Origin of the sequence: Pseudomonas sp. MPFS (assembly GCF_022537035.1) — a bacterium.
GTDB lineage: Bacteria > Pseudomonadota > Gammaproteobacteria > Pseudomonadales > Pseudomonadaceae > Aquipseudomonas > Aquipseudomonas sessilinigenes.
Genome location: NZ_CP066123.1, coordinates 2,889,683 through 2,905,982, shown reverse-complemented (window position 1 = coordinate 2,905,982; position 16,300 = coordinate 2,889,683). Strand labels below are relative to the sequence as shown.

General features: G+C 63.5%; 12 protein-coding genes. 7 read left to right on the top strand and 5 right to left on the bottom strand.

What is annotated here, in order from left to right; translation table 11 throughout:
* Nucleotides 1–9 precede the first annotated feature (9 nt).
* Complete coding sequence (locus tag I9018_RS13740; RefSeq protein WP_241109781.1) at nucleotides 10–846, top strand: AraC family transcriptional regulator; 837 nt, start codon at nucleotides 10–12, stop codon at nucleotides 844–846.
* Here the strand turns inward: I9018_RS13740 and I9018_RS13735 are convergent.
* Nucleotides 839–1,423, bottom strand: coding sequence for a LysE family translocator (locus I9018_RS13735; RefSeq protein ID WP_068586745.1), 585 nt, complete (start codon nucleotides 1,421–1,423; stop codon nucleotides 839–841). The genes I9018_RS13740 and I9018_RS13735 overlap by 8 nt on opposite strands.
* 93 nt (nucleotides 1,424–1,516) lie before the next feature.
* Nucleotides 1,517–3,082: a PAS domain-containing methyl-accepting chemotaxis protein gene (locus I9018_RS13730; protein ID WP_124346666.1), complete on the bottom strand. Its 1,566-nt coding sequence runs from the start codon at nucleotides 3,080–3,082 to the stop codon at nucleotides 1,517–1,519.
* Nucleotides 3,083–3,681: 599 nt separating this feature from the next.
* On the opposite strand from I9018_RS13730, the gene dapA reads away from it, so the two are divergent.
* Nucleotides 3,682–4,542 (top strand): 4-hydroxy-tetrahydrodipicolinate synthase, encoded by an 861-nt coding sequence (gene dapA, locus I9018_RS13725; protein ID WP_241109780.1) that lies wholly within the window; start codon nucleotides 3,682–3,684, stop codon nucleotides 4,540–4,542.
* 45 nt (nucleotides 4,543–4,587) lie between these two features.
* Here the strand turns inward: dapA and I9018_RS13720 are convergent, their stop codons facing one another.
* Together I9018_RS13720 and I9018_RS13715 are read right to left on the bottom strand one after the other, a co-directional pair.
* Nucleotides 4,588–5,244 carry a ribonuclease T2 gene (locus I9018_RS13720; RefSeq protein ID WP_241109779.1) on the bottom strand — a complete coding sequence of 219 codons (657 nt, stop codon included), beginning with the start codon at nucleotides 5,242–5,244 and terminating at the stop codon, nucleotides 4,588–4,590.
* Nucleotides 5,245–5,460: 216 nt separating this feature from the next.
* Nucleotides 5,461–6,819, bottom strand: a complete 1,359-nt coding sequence (locus I9018_RS13715; protein WP_241109778.1) for an HD domain-containing phosphohydrolase — start codon at nucleotides 6,817–6,819, stop codon at nucleotides 5,461–5,463.
* Between the two features lie 227 nt (nucleotides 6,820–7,046).
* Here I9018_RS13715 and I9018_RS13710 point away from each other — a divergent pair, with 227 nt between their 5' ends.
* The 5 genes from I9018_RS13710 to I9018_RS13690 are packed head-to-tail and all read left to right on the top strand — an operon-like array spanning nucleotide 7,047 to nucleotide 13,620.
* Nucleotides 7,047–9,305: a diguanylate cyclase gene (locus I9018_RS13710; protein WP_241109777.1), complete on the top strand. Its 2,259-nt coding sequence runs from the start codon at nucleotides 7,047–7,049 to the stop codon at nucleotides 9,303–9,305.
* A complete protein-coding gene (locus tag I9018_RS13705; RefSeq protein WP_241109776.1) occupies nucleotides 9,302–9,439 on the top strand; it encodes a hypothetical protein in 138 nt (45 codons plus the stop codon). Before I9018_RS13710 ends, I9018_RS13705 begins: the two co-directional genes overlap by 4 nt.
* The gene (locus tag I9018_RS13700) at nucleotides 9,429–10,406 is read left to right on the top strand and encodes a cytochrome c peroxidase (RefSeq protein ID WP_241109775.1); all 978 of its coding nucleotides are present in this window, start codon (nucleotides 9,429–9,431) and stop codon (nucleotides 10,404–10,406) included. Before I9018_RS13705 ends, I9018_RS13700 begins: the two co-directional genes overlap by 11 nt.
* Nucleotides 10,403–12,208, top strand: coding sequence for a DAHL domain-containing protein (locus I9018_RS13695; protein WP_241109774.1), 1,806 nt, complete (start codon nucleotides 10,403–10,405; stop codon nucleotides 12,206–12,208). The genes I9018_RS13700 and I9018_RS13695 overlap by 4 nt, the downstream gene beginning before the upstream one ends.
* A complete protein-coding gene (locus tag I9018_RS13690) occupies nucleotides 12,208–13,620 on the top strand; it encodes an ATP-binding protein (RefSeq protein WP_241109773.1) in 1,413 nt (470 codons plus the stop codon). The genes I9018_RS13695 and I9018_RS13690 overlap by 1 nt, the downstream gene beginning before the upstream one ends.
* 24 nt (nucleotides 13,621–13,644) lie before the next feature.
* Here the strand turns inward: I9018_RS13690 and I9018_RS13685 are convergent, their stop codons facing one another.
* A complete protein-coding gene (locus I9018_RS13685; RefSeq protein WP_241109772.1) occupies nucleotides 13,645–16,215 on the bottom strand; it encodes an EAL domain-containing protein in 2,571 nt (856 codons plus the stop codon).
* Between the last annotated feature and the right edge of the window lie 85 nt (nucleotides 16,216–16,300).

Here is a 16,300-nt window from a genome sequence, read left to right as displayed (position 1 = left end):
ACAGCCCTGATGAAGAGCGCCCTGCACACTGACATCGCCCCGCGCTTCTGGCGCGACCCAGCCCTGCCCTTCATCGAGGCCCGGTCCATCGCCGATGGACGCAAGGTCTGCTACAACCGCCATGCCCATGAGCAGTTCTCCATCGGTTGCATCACCGCGGGCCAGAGCACCTACCTCAGTGAAGGCGAACAGTGGCGGGTCGGCGCCGGCACCGTGGTGTTGATGAACCCTGGCGTGGTGCATGCCTGCAACCCCATCGACGACCAGCCCTGGTCTTATCGCATGCTCTACGTCGACACCCCCTGGCTGACCGCCTTGCAGCATGAGCTGGGCTTCGATGCGGCGTCGGGCTTTCGTCCCTTCAGCGCCACCCACAGCGACGATCCGCAATTGTTTGCCGAGCTCCAGACGCTGTACCAGGTTCTGGTGGACGAACGCGGCGATACCCTGCACAAGCACAGCTGCGCGGTGGCGTTCTTCAGCGACCTGCACCAGCGCCTGAACCCGGCCGACAGCCTTCCCCCGGACAGCAACGAAAAGCTCGAACGGGCTGCCCGCTACATCCGCCAGCACTGCACCGAGCCCCTGGTCCTGGAAGATATCTGCCAGGCCGCCCAACTCTCGGCCTCCTACCTGACCCGCGCCTTTGGCCAGCGGTTCGGCATGCCACCCCATGCCTACCTGGTCAACCAGCGGGTGCAGTTCGCCCAGGCCCGCCTGCGCAGCGGCGCATCGATCGCCGAGGTGGCCCTGGAGGCCGGCTTTGCCGACCAGGCGCACTTCCAGCGGGCGTTCAAGCAGCACTTGGCCGCGACACCCGGGCAGTACCAGCAAGGCCTCAGGTAAACAGGTACGCCGCGCTGACCGCCAGCAGCGCGGCCATGCTGCGATTGAACAGGCGCATGCCCGCAGGATTGTCCAGGTAGTGGCGCAGGAAACTGCCGGCATAGGCCCAGCAGGCAATCGACAGGTAGCAGATAACCAGATACACCGCGGCAAACAGCCAGACCAGCCGCGTATCGCCGTCGGCGGCAAACGCCCCGATGCCGGCCACGCAGGCCAACCAGGCCTTGGGATTGAGCCACTGCATCAGGGCGCCGTACCAGGCCGAAGGTGCACGGACCTGGCCGTCGGCAGTCACTCGACCATCATCCCGGACCAGCTTCCAGGCCATGTACAGCAGGAACGCCACGCCAAACAGGCGGATGCCCTGGGTCAGTACCGGCCACTGGCGCAACAGTTCGTTCAACCCCAGGCCCGTCAGTACCAGCAGCAAGGTAAAGCCCAGGGTCGCGCCAGCGACGTGGCTCAGGCTGGCCTTGAAACCGAAACGGGCCCCGCTGCCCAGGGCCAGGATATTCACCGGCCCCGGGGTAATGGATGCGGCCAGGGCAAAGGCCGCCATGGAAAACACTACGCTCATCTCTCGCCTCTCTTGTCCGGGTCGAATCGACCGCCCACAGATTACGAAGCGAGCAACATCACGTATTGAAGAAAACAACCCTTGAATCGTCGTTCAGCTATTGAAACGCGTGACCAGGGCATTGAGCTCATGGGCCGTGGACTCAAGGTCGCCGCCGATGCTGCAGGAGTGCACGGCGATATCGGCGTTCTGGTCCGAGACCCGGGCGATATTGGTGATCTGCCCGGAAATTTCCTCGGCCACATGGGCCTGCTGTTCGGAGGCCGCTGCCATCTGCTGGCTCATCTGCTGGATGCGCTCCATCGCCGAGTTGATCCCGTCCAGCGCCTGTTCGGTGCTGATCACCTGGGCCACTCCGGAACGCGCCTCGACACTGCCCTGGCGCGCTACTTCCACTGCCTGGCTGGCCACCTCCTGCAAGGTGGCGATGATCTGCTGGATGCTCTGGGTCGACTCCCGGGTCTTGGATGCCAGGGCCCTTACCTCATCGGCCACCACGGCGAAGCCACGACCCTGCTCCCCGGCGCGGGCGGCCTCGATGGCAGCATTGAGCGCCAGCAGGTTGGTCTGCTCGGCGATGGAATGAATCATGTTCGCCGCCAGCTGGATGGACTGGGTTTCATCGGCCAGGCCCTGGACCGACTGGCTGACCGTGTCCACGGTATCGGCCAGCTTCTCGATCATGGCCCGGGTCCGCCGGGCTTCCTCGGAACCGACATGGGTCAGCTCATTGACCTGGTCGGCCGCCGAAGCGGTGTCCTGCACATGCACCGAGACCTGGGCGATGGAGGCCGCCATCTGGTTCATCGCCGTGGCCGCCATGTCCGCTTCGTCGCGCTGCTTGCCCAGGGCCGATTCCGCCTGGCGCGACAGGCTCTGGCTGCTGGAGGCCAGCGCCGCGGCCTGGTTGGCGTAGTCGCCCAGGCGACTGAGGGCGGTGCGGATCTTGGCCGCTTCGCTGATCAGGATCATCTGCAAGCGCGCCACCGGGCCACGCTCGTCGGTATAGGTACGGGCGATCAGTTCACTATCGAAGCTGCCCAGGGACACCGCGCTGATGCGTGCCAGCAGCCGTCGGGTGTGATACGCACCATAGGCCTGCACGGCGAACAGCCCGGCCACGGCAGCGGCCAATCCGGTCCAGGGCCCACCCAGCCAGCTGGACAGGGCAATGGCTGCCAGGGCCAACAGCGGCGGCAGCAGGATCTCGCCGGCCACCAGCAGCCGCTGGCTCCAGGGCATGGCCATGTCGGCGCCGCGCATGCGCTGGTAGAGGGCCGCGGCGCGCTCGACCTGCTCGCGCTCGGGCTTGACCCGCACCGACTCGTAGCCGGTGACCACGCCAGCGCTGAAGATCGGCGTGACATAGGCATTGACCCAGTAATGGTCGCCGTTCTGGCAGCGGTTCTTGACGATGCCCATCCAGCTCTTGCCATCCTTGAGATAGGACCACATATGGGCGAATACGGCCGGGGGCATGTCCGGGTGGCGCACGATATTGTGCGGGCTACCGATCAGTTGCTCGCGGGAGAAGCCGCTGACCGCCACGAACTCGTCGTTGCAGTACGTGAGCTTGCCGTGGGTGTCGGTAGCGGAAATAAGGCGCTGCTCGGCAGGAAAGACCCGCTCGCGCTGGGTCACTGGGAGATTGTTTTTCACCGGAAAAACCCCGCAGGAAGTCTGATGATTGTCCGTCGTGATCAAACAGCAACTTGCGCATCCTGCGATGACCCGAAGACTGCTCCTGCACCCCGGCAAGACTTCCCCGGCAGTCGGCGCCGGTGCAGTCGAGTTTAGATACAGCCTTGGTGAGTGCGACTAATTTTTTGCCAAGGGCAAGAAGGCACACCGGACAATCTCGCGTCTTCTTGATCTGGATCAATACGTAGCCTGGCAAGCGAAATCCTGCCTGAGAAAGGTTCCCGACACCAACGGCGCCAGGCGCTCCAGGCCCTAAAAAAGCCCCGATCTGAGGATTGACAAAGCCCCGGCCGGCTTTTAAAACTGAGCGCCTGAATTTGCGAGCCGCCAGCCATCATGTCCCCAGCCACCCTCCACGATCCGCGCGCTATTGGCCTGGTTGCCAAGGCTCCGGCGTGGGTGGCCTGCAATCGCAAATCGAAGAAACAGTCGCTCATGTGACCGGGGCGCTGTGTCCCGTCAGATGAGCTGACAGGACCTCGCCTCGGATCCCCCCCGCTGACCGCCCTTCTACTCTTCTGACGACGACCCGACGGTCAAGCATCAGGAGAATCTGCATGTCATCGTTTCAAGGTATCTGGGTCCCCATCGTCACGCCCTTTCACAATGGCGCCATCGATTTCGTCGCCCTGCGCCGCCTCGCGGCCCACCTGCTGGAAAGCGCAGTGGCCGGACTGGTGGTCTGCGGCACCACCGGCGAAGCCGCCGCGCTGGACAAGGACGAACAACTGGCCGTACTCGACGAGGTGCTGCAACTGGCGCCTGCGGCCCGAGTGATCATGGGCCTGGCGGGCAACAACCTGCAGGAGCTGCTGGCCATGCAGCAGCGGGTGCTGGAGCGGCCGATTGCCGCCCTGCTGGTGCCCGCGCCCTATTACATTCGGCCCTCCCAGGCCGCCCTGGAGCAGTTTTTCCAGCGCCTGGCCGATGCCTCCAGCGTGCCGTTGATCGTCTACGACATCCCCTACCGCACCGGCGTGACCCTGAACCAGGACACCCTGCTCAACATCGTCCGTCACCCACGGATCGCAGCGGTCAAGGATTGCGCAGGCAACCTGGAGAAGACCCTGGCCCTGCTGGCCAGTGGCGAGGTGCAGGTGTTGTGCGGCGAAGACCTGCAGCTGTTCAGCGCCCTGTGCCTGGGCGCCAGCGGCGCCATTGCCGCCTCGGCGCATATCCGCCCCGAGCTGTTCGTGCAATTGCACCGGCAAGTCATGGACCAGCGACTGGAAGCCGCCAGGACCACCTTCATGCAATTGGCGCCACTGATCCAGGGCTTGTTCAGCGAACCCAACCCGGCCCCGGTCAAGGCGCTGCTGGCTCGCCAGGGCTTGATCGAGCCCCATCTGCGGGCACCGATGGAGGATTGCAGCGCCCCTACTGTCGAGCGCCTGGGGCACCTGCTCGCCGCCCTGTAGCCAGGAGCCGGCTCCCTTGGGCGGGAGCCGGCAGGCCAGCCCGGCTCAGCGGATCGGCGGAATGCGGATCTGCCCGGAACGGCACTGGGTCTTCACACCCTTGCCACAGTCGGCGAACTCCAGGTCCTTGTTCAGGCAGACCCGTACTTCGGACAGTTCAGGCCCGCTGCACAGTACCGCGACACCATTGGCGGTGATCCCAGGGTTGCTCTGGCGCAACTGCTGGGCGATTTCTGCAGCTTCGTAGTAGCGCACGCTGGTCGAGGGTTGCAGGGTCTCGGGGATCTGCACCTTGGCCAGGGCCTTGTCCGCCGCGTCCAGGTAGCCCATGGCTCCCAGGCCGCTACAGGTGCCGTGCTTGCTCCACTCATGCTTGAGCAGCTTCTCGGTGGGGAACAGGGTCAGGCCCTTGGCACGTTCTTGCTGGTTCAACTGAGTCAGCGGTGGGCACGACTCCGGCCAGCCGCCACGGGCGTACTGCGGCCACAGGCCATGCAGGACAAAACCGTAGCCCTTGCCCGAGCACTGTTCATTATCCGGGTGCATCAGGCAGAACGTTGGCGACCAGGACAGGCTCAACAGGTAGTAGTCGAAAGCCCCGGCCACCGAATCGCGCTGCTGCTTGGGCGAGCGTGCGTCGCTGGTGCCCACCATCCCCAGGGTCAGCGTCAGCGCCGCCATCAGGGCAAAAAACTTTCTCATCGTGACCTCTCCTTGAAAAAACAGACGTGTCCCTGCCCGTATTGCAGGACGGGGCCGATCAAACATAGCGGGTTCTTATTGGCACGCAGGCGTTGCAGGAACATGACAGGTGCGCCGCAGCGTCCCCGGATCGCCGGCCAGCGCCGGCGCGCCAAGATACCAGCGATCCCGGACGAAAGCAGGACCGTAACCCAGCATCAAGCGCAAGATCCGCAGCTAGGGTGAAAGGTTCGTCGCGGTCGCCGGTGGATCCGGCTCCTCGACGAAAACGCTGTACCGCGCGCCCTCCATGGCCTCGAAGGCGATCAGTTTTTGTACCAGAGGTTCGCTCAGCACCTTGCCAGCATTGAGCAGCAACATGCCATTGTCGGCATTCAGGTTGCGTCGCAGGATCATGCCGCCCTTCAACTCACGGGTTCCCAGAACCTTGACCGTCGGATCATCGACCGTCACGTCGTCAAGATAGGCCGCGCACACCCGGACGAAATCCTCCACCAGGTTCGGATCGTACAGGCGGCCGGCATATTTGCGGATGAACAACAAGGCCTCGTCGCTGTTCAGGTGGCGCTCAAGGACCAGCCCGGATTGCAGTTCGATGAAATCCACGGCCAGCTTCAGCAGTCGCGCGCCCAAGGGGATGGCCTCGCCCTTGAGATGCTGGGGAAAACCGCTGCCGTCCCAGCGCTCCTGGTGATGCAGGATCAGCCGAGCGGCATCCTGCATCGGTTCCAGGGCCATCAGCAACGACTCGCTCTGTCCCGGGTAGGCCCGGTAGCGCTCCTGCTCGGAATGGCGCAGCAGGTCCGCCGGTGCGGTCAGCATGGCGTCGCTCCAGCCCAGCTTGGCGATGTTGTAGAGAGCGGCGGCCATGGTCAGGTCGCGACTCGCGGCTTCGTCCAGGCCTCGATCCTTGCAGCAGGCCCTGACCAGCTCGATGATCTTGCGGTTGGTCTGCTTGTCCGCCGGAAGACGCAGGTTGGCCAACAAGGAAAACACCTCGGTTGCGGTCACGTAGCTGTGCTTGAGCTCTTCGTAGGCCAGGTCCAGCATGTCCGCGGTCTGCTGCAACTCCGCGGTCCGCGCGGCCACCCGTTGCTCCAGGGTGGCGTTGTTGGCCTTCAGCTCGCGGTTCTGCTCCAGCACTCGCTGCTGCAAGCGCTTGAGTTCCCGCTCGGCCAGCTGGTATTGCAGGTTCTGGCGCAATACCAGCAACAGCTCCTGGTCGTTCCAGGGTTTGTTCAGGTACTGATGGATTTGGCCTTCGTTGACGGCCTTGACGATGGTGTCCAGGTCGGCATAGCCGGTCAGCAGGATGCGCCGGGTGGCCGGGTGGCCCTCGCGCACCTTCGCCAGGAGCGTGGCACCGTCCATGCCGGGCATGCGCGCATCGCTCATCACCAGGTCCACGGGCTGCCGCGCCAGGACATCCAGGGCCTGGGCCCCACTGTTGGCCAGCAGTACTTCATAAGGCTGGCCGCGCAACAAGCGACGCAGGCTGTTGAGAATCGGCTCTTCATCATCGACCAGGAGCACTCTTGGCCGCTCGGCCGGGGTCAGGGCTGGTTGTTCTTCCATGGCTGTTCTCGAGCAAAGAGGTGGGGACGGACCGCCCCCTGTGGCCCGCCTTCGACAAGGCTAGATGATTTTTCCCCACCGGCCATGCCAACCACAGGCGAAATGACGGCGAGCTAACTATGCTCCATACGCCGAGTTCGGGTGTCCGGCGAACAGGTCCATGATGAGGGGAAAAGGATGATCCCGTTGGGTTGCGGATGTGGACGTGGATCGGCGAGCGCTGCCGCATGACTACGCCCTTTACACGGATCAATCGCCGGGTACTCATCGTCGACGATACCCGGTCGATCCACGACGACTTCATCAAGATCCTGTGCAACGCGCCGCAGGGCCCTCTGGATGCAGCCGAGGCCCTGCTGTTCGGCCCATCGGGCAGCAGACCCGCGCAGTGCTTCGAAATGGATTCGGCGTTCCAGGGGCAGGAAGCCCTGGTAAAGCTCGAGGCTGCGCTCGCCGCAGGCAGGCCCTACGCCATGGCTTTCATCGACATGCGCATGCCGCCGGGCTGGGATGGCCTGGAAACCATCGCCAGGCTGTGGCAAGCCGATCCGAAACTGCAAGTAGCGCTTTGTACCGCCTATTCGGACTATTCCTGGGAAGACATCGACCAGCGGCTGGCGCTGGGCGACCGTCTGCTGATCCTGAAGAAACCCTTTGACGCCATCGAGATCCGGCAAATGGCCAACACCCTCACGGTGAAATGGCAAATGACCGAGGATGCCGCGCTCAAGATGGAAGAACTGGAACAAGCGATCAGCGAACGTACCAGGGAGCTGTCCAACGCCAACATCATCGTGCAGAACAGCCCGACGATTCTCTACCGGCTGCGCGGCGAGCCATCGTTTCCCCTGATGTATATCTCCCACAACATCACCCGCTACGGCCATCGGGCCAGCGACCTGGTGGGCGCGGCCGACTGGGCCCAAGCCCTGATCCACCCGGATGACCAGCCCAATGTCGATGCCGCCATGGCCCGGGTCCTCGACCGCCACGCCCAGGGTTCCTCGATCGAATTTCGCCTGCGTACCGGACAAGGCGACTGGCGCTGGGTCGAGAACCGTTATGTCCCGGTACGCGACCTGGATGGCCGGCTCCTGGAGATCGAGGGCATCATCCTCGACATCACCGAACGCCGGCAGGCCGAAGAAAAGATGGCACTACTGGCCCGTACCGATGCGCTCACTGGCCTGGTCAACCGCGCCGCACTGATCGAGCGCCTGCACCAGGCATTCGCCGCGGCCCGGCGTGGTGCGCCAGCCTTCGCGGTGTTCTACCTGGACCTGGATCACTTCAAGCGGATCAACGACACCCTGGGCCATCCGGTGGGCGACCAGCTGTTGCAGGAAGTATCCCGCCGCATCCGCTATACGGTGCGGGAAAACGACGTAGTGGCGCGCCTGGGTGGCGATGAATTCGCCATCTTGCAATTGGACGTCAGCGATCCGACCCAGTCGGCCGCCATGGCCGGCAATATCCTCGATGCGCTGCAGACTCCCTACAGCTTGTCCGGTAACTCCGTGCACATCTCCGCCAGTCTCGGCATCAGCAGCTACACCCCCTCCAGCCTCGACGCCGACAACCTATTGAGCCAGGCCGACATGGCGCTGTACCGAGCCAAGGAACTGGGCCGCAACCAGTATCATTTCCACTCCCATGCCATTACTCAAGAAGTGGCCGAGCGCATGGTCATCGCCAGTGAACTACTCGTGGCGCTCGAAGGCGATGAATTGGAGCTGCTATATGCGCCGGAACTGGACATGCGCGATGGCAGCGTCCTGGGCATGGAGGCACAGGCCATCTGGAAGCATCCGCGGTTAGGCCTGCTGCGCGCCATTGACTTCGTGCCGGTTGCGGAAAAGACCGGAACCATCGTCCCGCTGGGACGCTGGATCCTGGATCACACCTGCCAGCAAATGCACTTGTGGTCCAGCGAGGGGCTTGCACCACCGGTCATGGCGCTCAAGATCTCCCTGGCCCAGCTCAAGAGCGGGCCCGAACTCATCTACGATGTATTGCGAACCACCGCACGATGGGGGCTCGCGCCTTGGGACCTGCGTTTCGATGTCACCGAGGCGACCCTGGCCCAGACCAAGTGGTCCCACAACGATGTATTGCCAAGACTGCGCGAACTGGGGGTCAGGATCGCCATCGCCGACTTCGGCACCGAGTATTCTTCGTTCGATTACCTGAGGACCTATCGGGTCAATCATCTCAAGCTCGGCCATGGCCTCATCAATGGTGCCGCCCAAGACCCGAGCAACGCCAACACCTTGCGGGCTATCGTCAATTTCGCCCGGGACCTGGGTATCGGCATCATCGCCGAAGGAGCTCCCCCTTCGCTTCGACCACCCGCCGCGCCCTCCTCAAGCATCTTGCCCAGCGTACAAAGCCTGTATTTCAGCGAAGCGCTCGGCCCGCACCAAGCGATCTTGCTGCTCAAGGAGAAAAACAAGGTAGCGCCGCTCCCACAGGAGGATGAGGAATGAAGGCACCTCTCCAGCAGCAAGGTTGCGAGGAAGGCCAAGGCTACTATTTCAGCAAGGCCTTGGCGGTCGAAGACTTTGCCCACCTGCTCGACAACAGGGCGTTGCCCCCATGGATGGTCGGTCATGATCAGTGAGCACCTATCGGCAAACCTCCGGCGCCTCGTCCTCGCGGTATCTGGCCTGCTGTTGGTCTGCAGCAGCCTGGCTGCGCCCCTGGACGAGCCACTCAAACCCCTGCCCCCGCCTCCCGCCCTGGATCCCCAGCGAATCGAACTGGGACGCCGACTGTTCAACGAACCCCGCCTGTCCGTGGACAGCAGCCGCTCCTGCGCCAGCTGCCATCGCCTGGACCAGGGCGGTGCCGACGCGCTACCCAGGTCATCGGGTATCAAGGGGCAGATCACCAGGGTCAACGCACCGAGCCTATTCAATGCAGCGCTGAATTTCCGCCAGTTCTGGGACGGTCGCGCCGAAACACTCGAGGAGCAGATTGACGGTGTAGTGCAAAGCCCCATTGAGATGGGCAACAACTGGGAGAGCCTGGTCCACGTTCTGGGACAGGATCCGGATTATCGCCAGGCCTTCGCCAAGCTGTATCCGGATGCCATCACCGCCGCCAATGTGCGGGATGCCCTGGCCACTTACGAGCGGACCTTGCTGAGCCGCAACTCACGCTTCGACCAGTACCTGCTGGGCAATACCGACATCCTCAGCCTGGAGGAGAAATATGGCTACCAGCGCTTCAAGGACTATGGCTGCATCGCTTGCCACCAAGGGGTGAATATCGGGGGCAATATGTTCCAGAAGTTCGGTGTGATGGGCGACTATTTCGGCGCTCGGGGCTCGCCCACCGACGCTGACCTGGGACGCTTTTTGGTCACTGGCGACGAGCAGGACCGCAATGTCTTCAAGGTTCCCAGCCTGCGTAACGTGGCAGTCACTGCGCCATACTTCCACGACGGTTCGGCCCAGACCCTGGAACAGGCCGTGGAAGTGATGTTCAAGTACCAGTTGGGGCGCCCGCCAAACCCCCTGGATACCAGCCTGATCGTCAAGTTCCTCAAGACCCTGACCGGCGAATGGGAAGGCAAGCCCCTATGAAAGCATCTCGCCGCCTGCCCACTACATTGCTGATCCTGCTGGCCGGGACACTGGTCACGGCGCTCGGGTTCTTCTACCTGAAGATGGTGACGGCCCCATCGACCAACTACACCCTGTCCCGGGACTTGGTCGGGCACATCAAGCAGTTGAACGCCCAATGGGAAACCGAGGTGCTCAAGGCACGGATCGCCATCACCCACAACTACGATCCACTGGTGTCTCCGGTGCAACAGATCAACCAGCTCTGGACCCAGTTCGATCAGGTCTCCAAACAGCCACACAGCAACCTGCAAGCCTGGCAAACCAGCCAGGAAGCGTTTCTCCAGGCCTTCCGGGAAAAGGCCGAACTGGTTGAACACTTCAAGTCGCACAACTCGATACTGCGCAACTCCCTGGCCTTCCTGCCCAGTGCCGAGGATGACATCCAGCGGCAACTGTCCGACCTGGATGACCAGCAACGAATGTCCCAGCAGAACATCGCGATCGACACCTATGACTTGCTGCTCAGCAGCCTCGAGTTCGCCCAGGTCTCCAGCGACGACAAGGCGGCGGACATCCTGGTGGGCCTGAACAAGCTGGCAGTGAACAAGGCACGCCTGCCCGAGGCGATGTACGATCCGGTGGAAATCCTCAGCAACCACGTCTCGGTCATCCTGCGGGAACAGCCGATCGTCAACGATCTGCTCGAGCGGATCACCTCGATCCCCATAGCCGAACGCCTGGATGACATCACCGTGTTGCTCAACAGCGACCAGTTGCAGGCGGATATACAAGACCAGAAGGCCCATCGGTACCTGCTGGTGTTCTCGGTGCTCCTGGTGTTGTTGATCCTGTACCTGGCCCTGCGCCTGATACGCAGCTATGCCGTGATCAGCCGGGTCAACACCGACTTGCAGAGCGCCAACGAACATCTGGAGCAGCGGGTCGAGGAACGTACCCGGGAGCTCAAGGAAACCCAGAGCGAACTGCTGGATACCGCACGCCAGGCCGGCATGGCGGAGATCGCTACCAATGTATTGCACAACGTCGGCAACGTGCTCAACAGCGTCAATATCTCCAGCGAGATCCTCAGCCGCAAGCTGCGTAGCAGCAAGGCCCTGGGACTGGGCAAGGCCATGCAACTGGTCAACCAGCACAGCGACGACCTGGGGCGTTTCTTCTGTGAAGACGAAAAAGGCAAGATGCTTCCCGGCTACCTCAACCAGTTGGTGGTAGCCATTGCCGACGAACAGCAGAGCATGGGCGAGGAACTGGCCCAGCTCAGCCGCAGTGTCGACCACATCAAGGAAATCGTCGCCACCCAACAGTCCTACGCCGGGGCCTCGCGCCTGGTCGAGCCCCTGCGGGTAGCCGACCTGATGGACGATGCCCTGCGGATGAATTCCGGCGCCCTGACTCGCCACCAGGTCACGGTGATCCGCGACTATACCGATGTGCCGCCGATCATGGGCGACAAGCATCGCCTGTTGCTCATCCTGATCAACCTGATCAGCAATGCGAAGTACGCCATGTCCAGTCTGGACGAACACTCGCGCAAACTGACCCTGAGCGCCCACGTGGTCGATGGGCGGACTTTGCGTATCCGGGTCAAGGATGAAGGCGAAGGCATCACCGCGCAGAACCTGACCAAGATCTTCGTCCATGGTTTCACCACTCGCAAGGAAGGCCACGGCTTCGGCCTGCACAGCTGTGCCCTGGCCGCGATAGAGATGAATGGGCAACTGAGCGTACACAGCGATGGCCCGGGGACCGGCGCCACCTTCACCCTGGACATCCCCCTGATCAGTGCCGAGGGCCAATAATGGACGACTTGACCAACCGCCGTATCCTGCTCATCGACGATACCCCGTCGATCCATGAGGACTTTCGCAAGATCCTCGCTCCCGCGCCGGCTACGAACGACGCCCTGGACGACCTCGAAAGCCAGTTGTTCGGCAGCCAGGGCAAGAGCCGCCAGCAGGCCTTCGAACTGGAATCGGCCTATGGTGGCCAGGAGGGCCTGGACAAGCTTTGCCGAGCCATGGAGCAGCAGCGGCCCTATGCCCTGGCCTTCGTCGACATGCGCATGCCCCAGGGCTGGGACGGGGCGCAGACCATCGAGCAGCTCTGGCTGCGCGACCAGCGCCTGCAAGTGGTGGTCTGCACCGCCTATTCCGACTATTCCTGGGAAGAATTGCTGGAACGCCTGCAAGGCTACGACCGGCTGCTGATCCTGAAGAAACCATTCGACAATATCGAAGTCCAGCAACTGGCCAGCACCCTGACCCGCAAATGGGAAATGACTGCCCGGGCACAGTTGCAAATGGATCATCTGGAACATCTGGTGCAACAGCGCACCGAGGACCTGGAACGGGCCGGGGCGGCGCTGCGCCAGGAGATCGACGAACGCAAGCAGCTGGAAAACCAACTGGTGCAATCCGAGAAACTGGCGTCCCTGGGCCAGCTCGCCGCTGGGGTCGCCCACGAAATCAATAACCCCATTGGCTTCGTTTCATCCAACCTGGGCAGCCTGGCCGGATACCTCGAACAGATCGACCAGATGCTCGAGGCCTACCGGCAAAGCGAAGAGGCCATCGCCGACGGGGCCCTGCGCCAGCGCCTGGGCAGCCTGCGCGACAGCATCGAACTGGATTTCCTTCGCCAGGACATCCCACAGTTGATCAAGGAGTCCAAGGAAGGCATCGGCCGGGTGGAGCAGATCGTCAAGGACCTGAAGAACTTCTCCCGGGTCGATACCGACCAGCAGTGGCAATTGGCGAATCTGCAACAAGGTATCGACTCGACCTTGAACATCGTCGCCAACGAGATCAAGTACAAGGCCGACGTGATCAAGGAGTACCAACCCTTGCCGGACATCGAGTGCCTGCCCTCGCAGCTCAACCAGGTGGTGATGAACCTGGTGGTCAATGCCGCCCAAGCCATCGGCCCGGAACGCGGCACCATTACCCTGCGCACGGGTGTCGAGGGCCAGCGGGTCTGGCTGGAGGTCAGCGACAGTGGATCCGGCATCGACGAGCAACACCTGCAGAAGATCTTCGATCCCTTCTTCACTACCAAGCCCATCGGCCAGGGTACCGGGCTGGGGCTATCGCTGTCCTACGGCATCGTCAAGAAGCACGGAGGGCAGATTACCGTGCGCAGCCAGCCGGGCCACGGCAGTACCTTCCGCGTAGAACTGCCAGTGCGCCAGGACGCTGCCGCCGATCCGGGCTGATTTCTCGCAGGCCGTCCTCTAGCCTCAATGCGTCGACTGCGACGGGTCCGGCACTCCGGCGAGCTGGCGCGCCAGGGCCTCCACCGCCAACGGCCCGGACAGATAGAGCCCCTGGACTTCATCGCAGCCGATGTCGCGCAGGGTCTCGAACTGTTGCTGGTCCTGCACGCCTTCGGCAATGACCCGCAACGACAGCGCATGCCCCAGGTCGATAACCGCCTGGACGATGGAGCGGCCGGCCGGGTTATCGACCAACGCGGCAACGAAGCTGCGATCGACCTTCAAGCCGTCCAGGGGCAGGTTCTGCAGGTGCTGCAACGCCCAGTGGCCACTGCCGAAGTCGTCCATCAGCAGGTTCACGCCCAGGGCCTTGAGCCCACGCATGACCTCCAGCACCTGGCGGCGATCGTCCAGCAGCAGCTTGTCGGTCATCTCAAGCTCCAGGCGCTCGGGCGCCAGGCCGCTGTGTTCGAGCACAGCCTTGATCCGCGGCACCAGCTTGGCCCGCTGGAATTCCGAGGCCGAGACCTTGACCGCGATCTGCAGCGGTTCGGGCCACGCCTGCGCCGTCTTGCAGGCGGCATGCAGCACCCAGTTGCTCAGCGGCAGGATCAGCCCGCTGTCCTCGGCGATCGGCACGAACACCTCTGGCCCCAGCAACCCGTGCTGCGGGTGCTGCCAGCGCACCTGGGCCTCGGCCCCCACCAGTTGCCGCCCGGCCAACCGGTAGCGCGGCTGGAACTGCAACAGCAATTGGTCTTGCTCGATGGCCTGGCGCAAGTCCTGTTCCAGGCGCCGGCGCTCGACGATCCGGGCATTCATCTGCGAGGCATAGAAGCGCCAGGTGCTGCGACCTGCGGCCTTGGCCTCGTAAAGGGCGATATCGGCCAGGCGCAGCAGCTCATCGGCCTGCAGCGCATCCGCCGGGGCCCGGGCGATGCCGATGCTGGCGCTGATGAAGACCTCGTGGCCGGCCACGTAGAACGGCGCCTCGATCTGCTCGATCACTCGCCGGCACAAGCCCTCGATCTCCACCTGGGCCACATGCCCGGGCACCACCAGCACGAATTCGTCGCCACCGACCCGGGCCACCAGGTCCTCACTGCGCAAGCAGCGACACAGGCGCCGGGACACCTCGTGCAGCACCTGGTCGCCGGCCCCGTGGCCCAGCAGGTCGTTCACCGGCTTGAAGCGGTCCAGATCGACGCTGAGCATCAGCAGTGGCTCGCGCAGCGGCGGCGAAAGCAACAGCTTGCCCTCCAGGAACTCCTGCATGCGCGTGCGGTTGGCCAGCCCGGTCAGGGTGTCGTGCTGCGACAGGTACTCGACCCGCCGCCGGGCCATGACCTCCTCGGTGATATCGCTGGCGGTGCCGCGGTAGCCGCCGCCCGGCATGGCCCGCAGGGACAGGCGGCAAATCCGCGACTGCCGGCTGCCATCCAGGTAGGTACACTGCAACACCTCCCGGGAGCGACGCTCCGGTTGCGCCAGCCATGGGGACAACCCGCCTTGCTCGCTGCTGAGCAAATCATCCAGGGACTGGCCCAGGGTCGCCTCGCGAGAGAGCCCGGTAACCGCCTGGAAACGCTCGGACAAGTAGGTGAAACGCAAATGCGCATCGACTTCCCAGATCCAGTCGGACGCGGCCTCGGCGACGTCGCGAAAGCGTGCTTCGCTGGCCGCCAGCGCCGCACGCCCGACTTGCAGTGCATGCATCTGCTGGTCCATGACCCGGGCCGCCAGCGCTGCCCGGCGCAACAGGACGGCAGCCATCGCCCCCACCAGCAGCCCGGCCAGCAAGAGCAGGGGCATCACCAGCACCAGCAGCTGGTGGCCGGGCTGCGAAGGTTGCCACTGCAAGGCGCCGGCGCCATCGGGCAAGACCAGTTGCGGCAGGCCCGAAGCTGGCGTGCCACCGGCCACTTGCAGTCGCTCGATATCCAGGCCCTTGCCCAGCGCCAGCAAGCGCGGCGGGTCCAGACGGGCCACGAAGATCACCACCGATTGTGGCCCGGCATCGGCGCGCACCTCGGGATCGTTGCCCGGGCTCAGCACATCGGCGGCCACCAGGGCCGGGGTGCCGCCAATGGACACGTAGCGACTGACCGGATTGCCCGCAGGCGTCAGGCGGGTCTGCTCCACCAGCGTCGCGAGTTGCTGGCCCAGCCAGGTCCGTGCGTCCACCGCAGCCAGTTGGCCAGCCACCAGGGCATAGGAGGTGGCGCCGTGGGCATCGATCACGAACACGGCATCGAAGCCTAGATCGCGGTACAGGGTCGGACCGAAGTTCTGCCGGGTGAACGCCCAGTCGATATCGACCTTCAGGTGCAGGTTCTGATAGGCGTCGCCCCACAGGGCATAGTCCTTGAGCGTGGTACGGGTGCTGCTGGCGAGGGTTTGCAGGGCCTTGTCGATATCCAGTCGGTTGTGCTGCTCGGCGCTGTGGTTCTGTTCGAGGGCGATGTATACCAGCAACATCGCGGTAAACAGGAACAGCGCCAGCAATAATCCGCAGCAGCCGAACAAGGTGACCCGGGTCAGCGCCTGGTTGGAGGGGCTGGACCCTTGGGGCAGAACAGGACCGTGGTTTTCCATAGTGCTCCAGGTGCCATGGCGATCAATCGACCGGCGCGTCCCTGCGGTTCACACGCGGCTTTCGACGAAGCTCCCGCTTGCCTAT

Bases quoted from the DNA above. Each gene is read 5' to 3' on its own strand.
- I9018_RS13740 (WP_241109781.1), top strand. From the start codon at position 10: ATGAAGAGCGCCCTGCACACTGACATCGCCCCGCGCTTCTGGCGCGAC.
- I9018_RS13735 (WP_068586745.1), bottom strand. From the start codon at position 1,423: ATGAGCGTAGTGTTTTCCATGGCGGCCTTTGCCCTGGCCGCATCCATT.
- dapA (WP_241109780.1), top strand. From the start codon at position 3,682: ATGTCATCGTTTCAAGGTATCTGGGTCCCCATCGTCACGCCCTTTCAC.
- I9018_RS13720 (WP_241109779.1), bottom strand. From the start codon at position 5,244: ATGAGAAAGTTTTTTGCCCTGATGGCGGCGCTGACGCTGACCCTGGGG.
- I9018_RS13715 (WP_241109778.1), bottom strand. From the start codon at position 6,819: ATGGAAGAACAACCAGCCCTGACCCCGGCCGAGCGGCCAAGAGTGCTC.
- I9018_RS13710 (WP_241109777.1), top strand. From the start codon at position 7,047: ATGACTACGCCCTTTACACGGATCAATCGCCGGGTACTCATCGTCGAC.
- I9018_RS13705 (WP_241109776.1), top strand. From the start codon at position 9,302: ATGAAGGCACCTCTCCAGCAGCAAGGTTGCGAGGAAGGCCAAGGCTAC.
- I9018_RS13700 (WP_241109775.1), top strand. From the start codon at position 9,429: ATGATCAGTGAGCACCTATCGGCAAACCTCCGGCGCCTCGTCCTCGCG.
- I9018_RS13695 (WP_241109774.1), top strand. From the start codon at position 10,403: ATGAAAGCATCTCGCCGCCTGCCCACTACATTGCTGATCCTGCTGGCC.
- I9018_RS13690 (WP_241109773.1), top strand. From the start codon at position 12,208: ATGGACGACTTGACCAACCGCCGTATCCTGCTCATCGACGATACCCCG.
- I9018_RS13685 (WP_241109772.1), bottom strand. From the start codon at position 16,215: ATGGAAAACCACGGTCCTGTTCTGCCCCAAGGGTCCAGCCCCTCCAAC.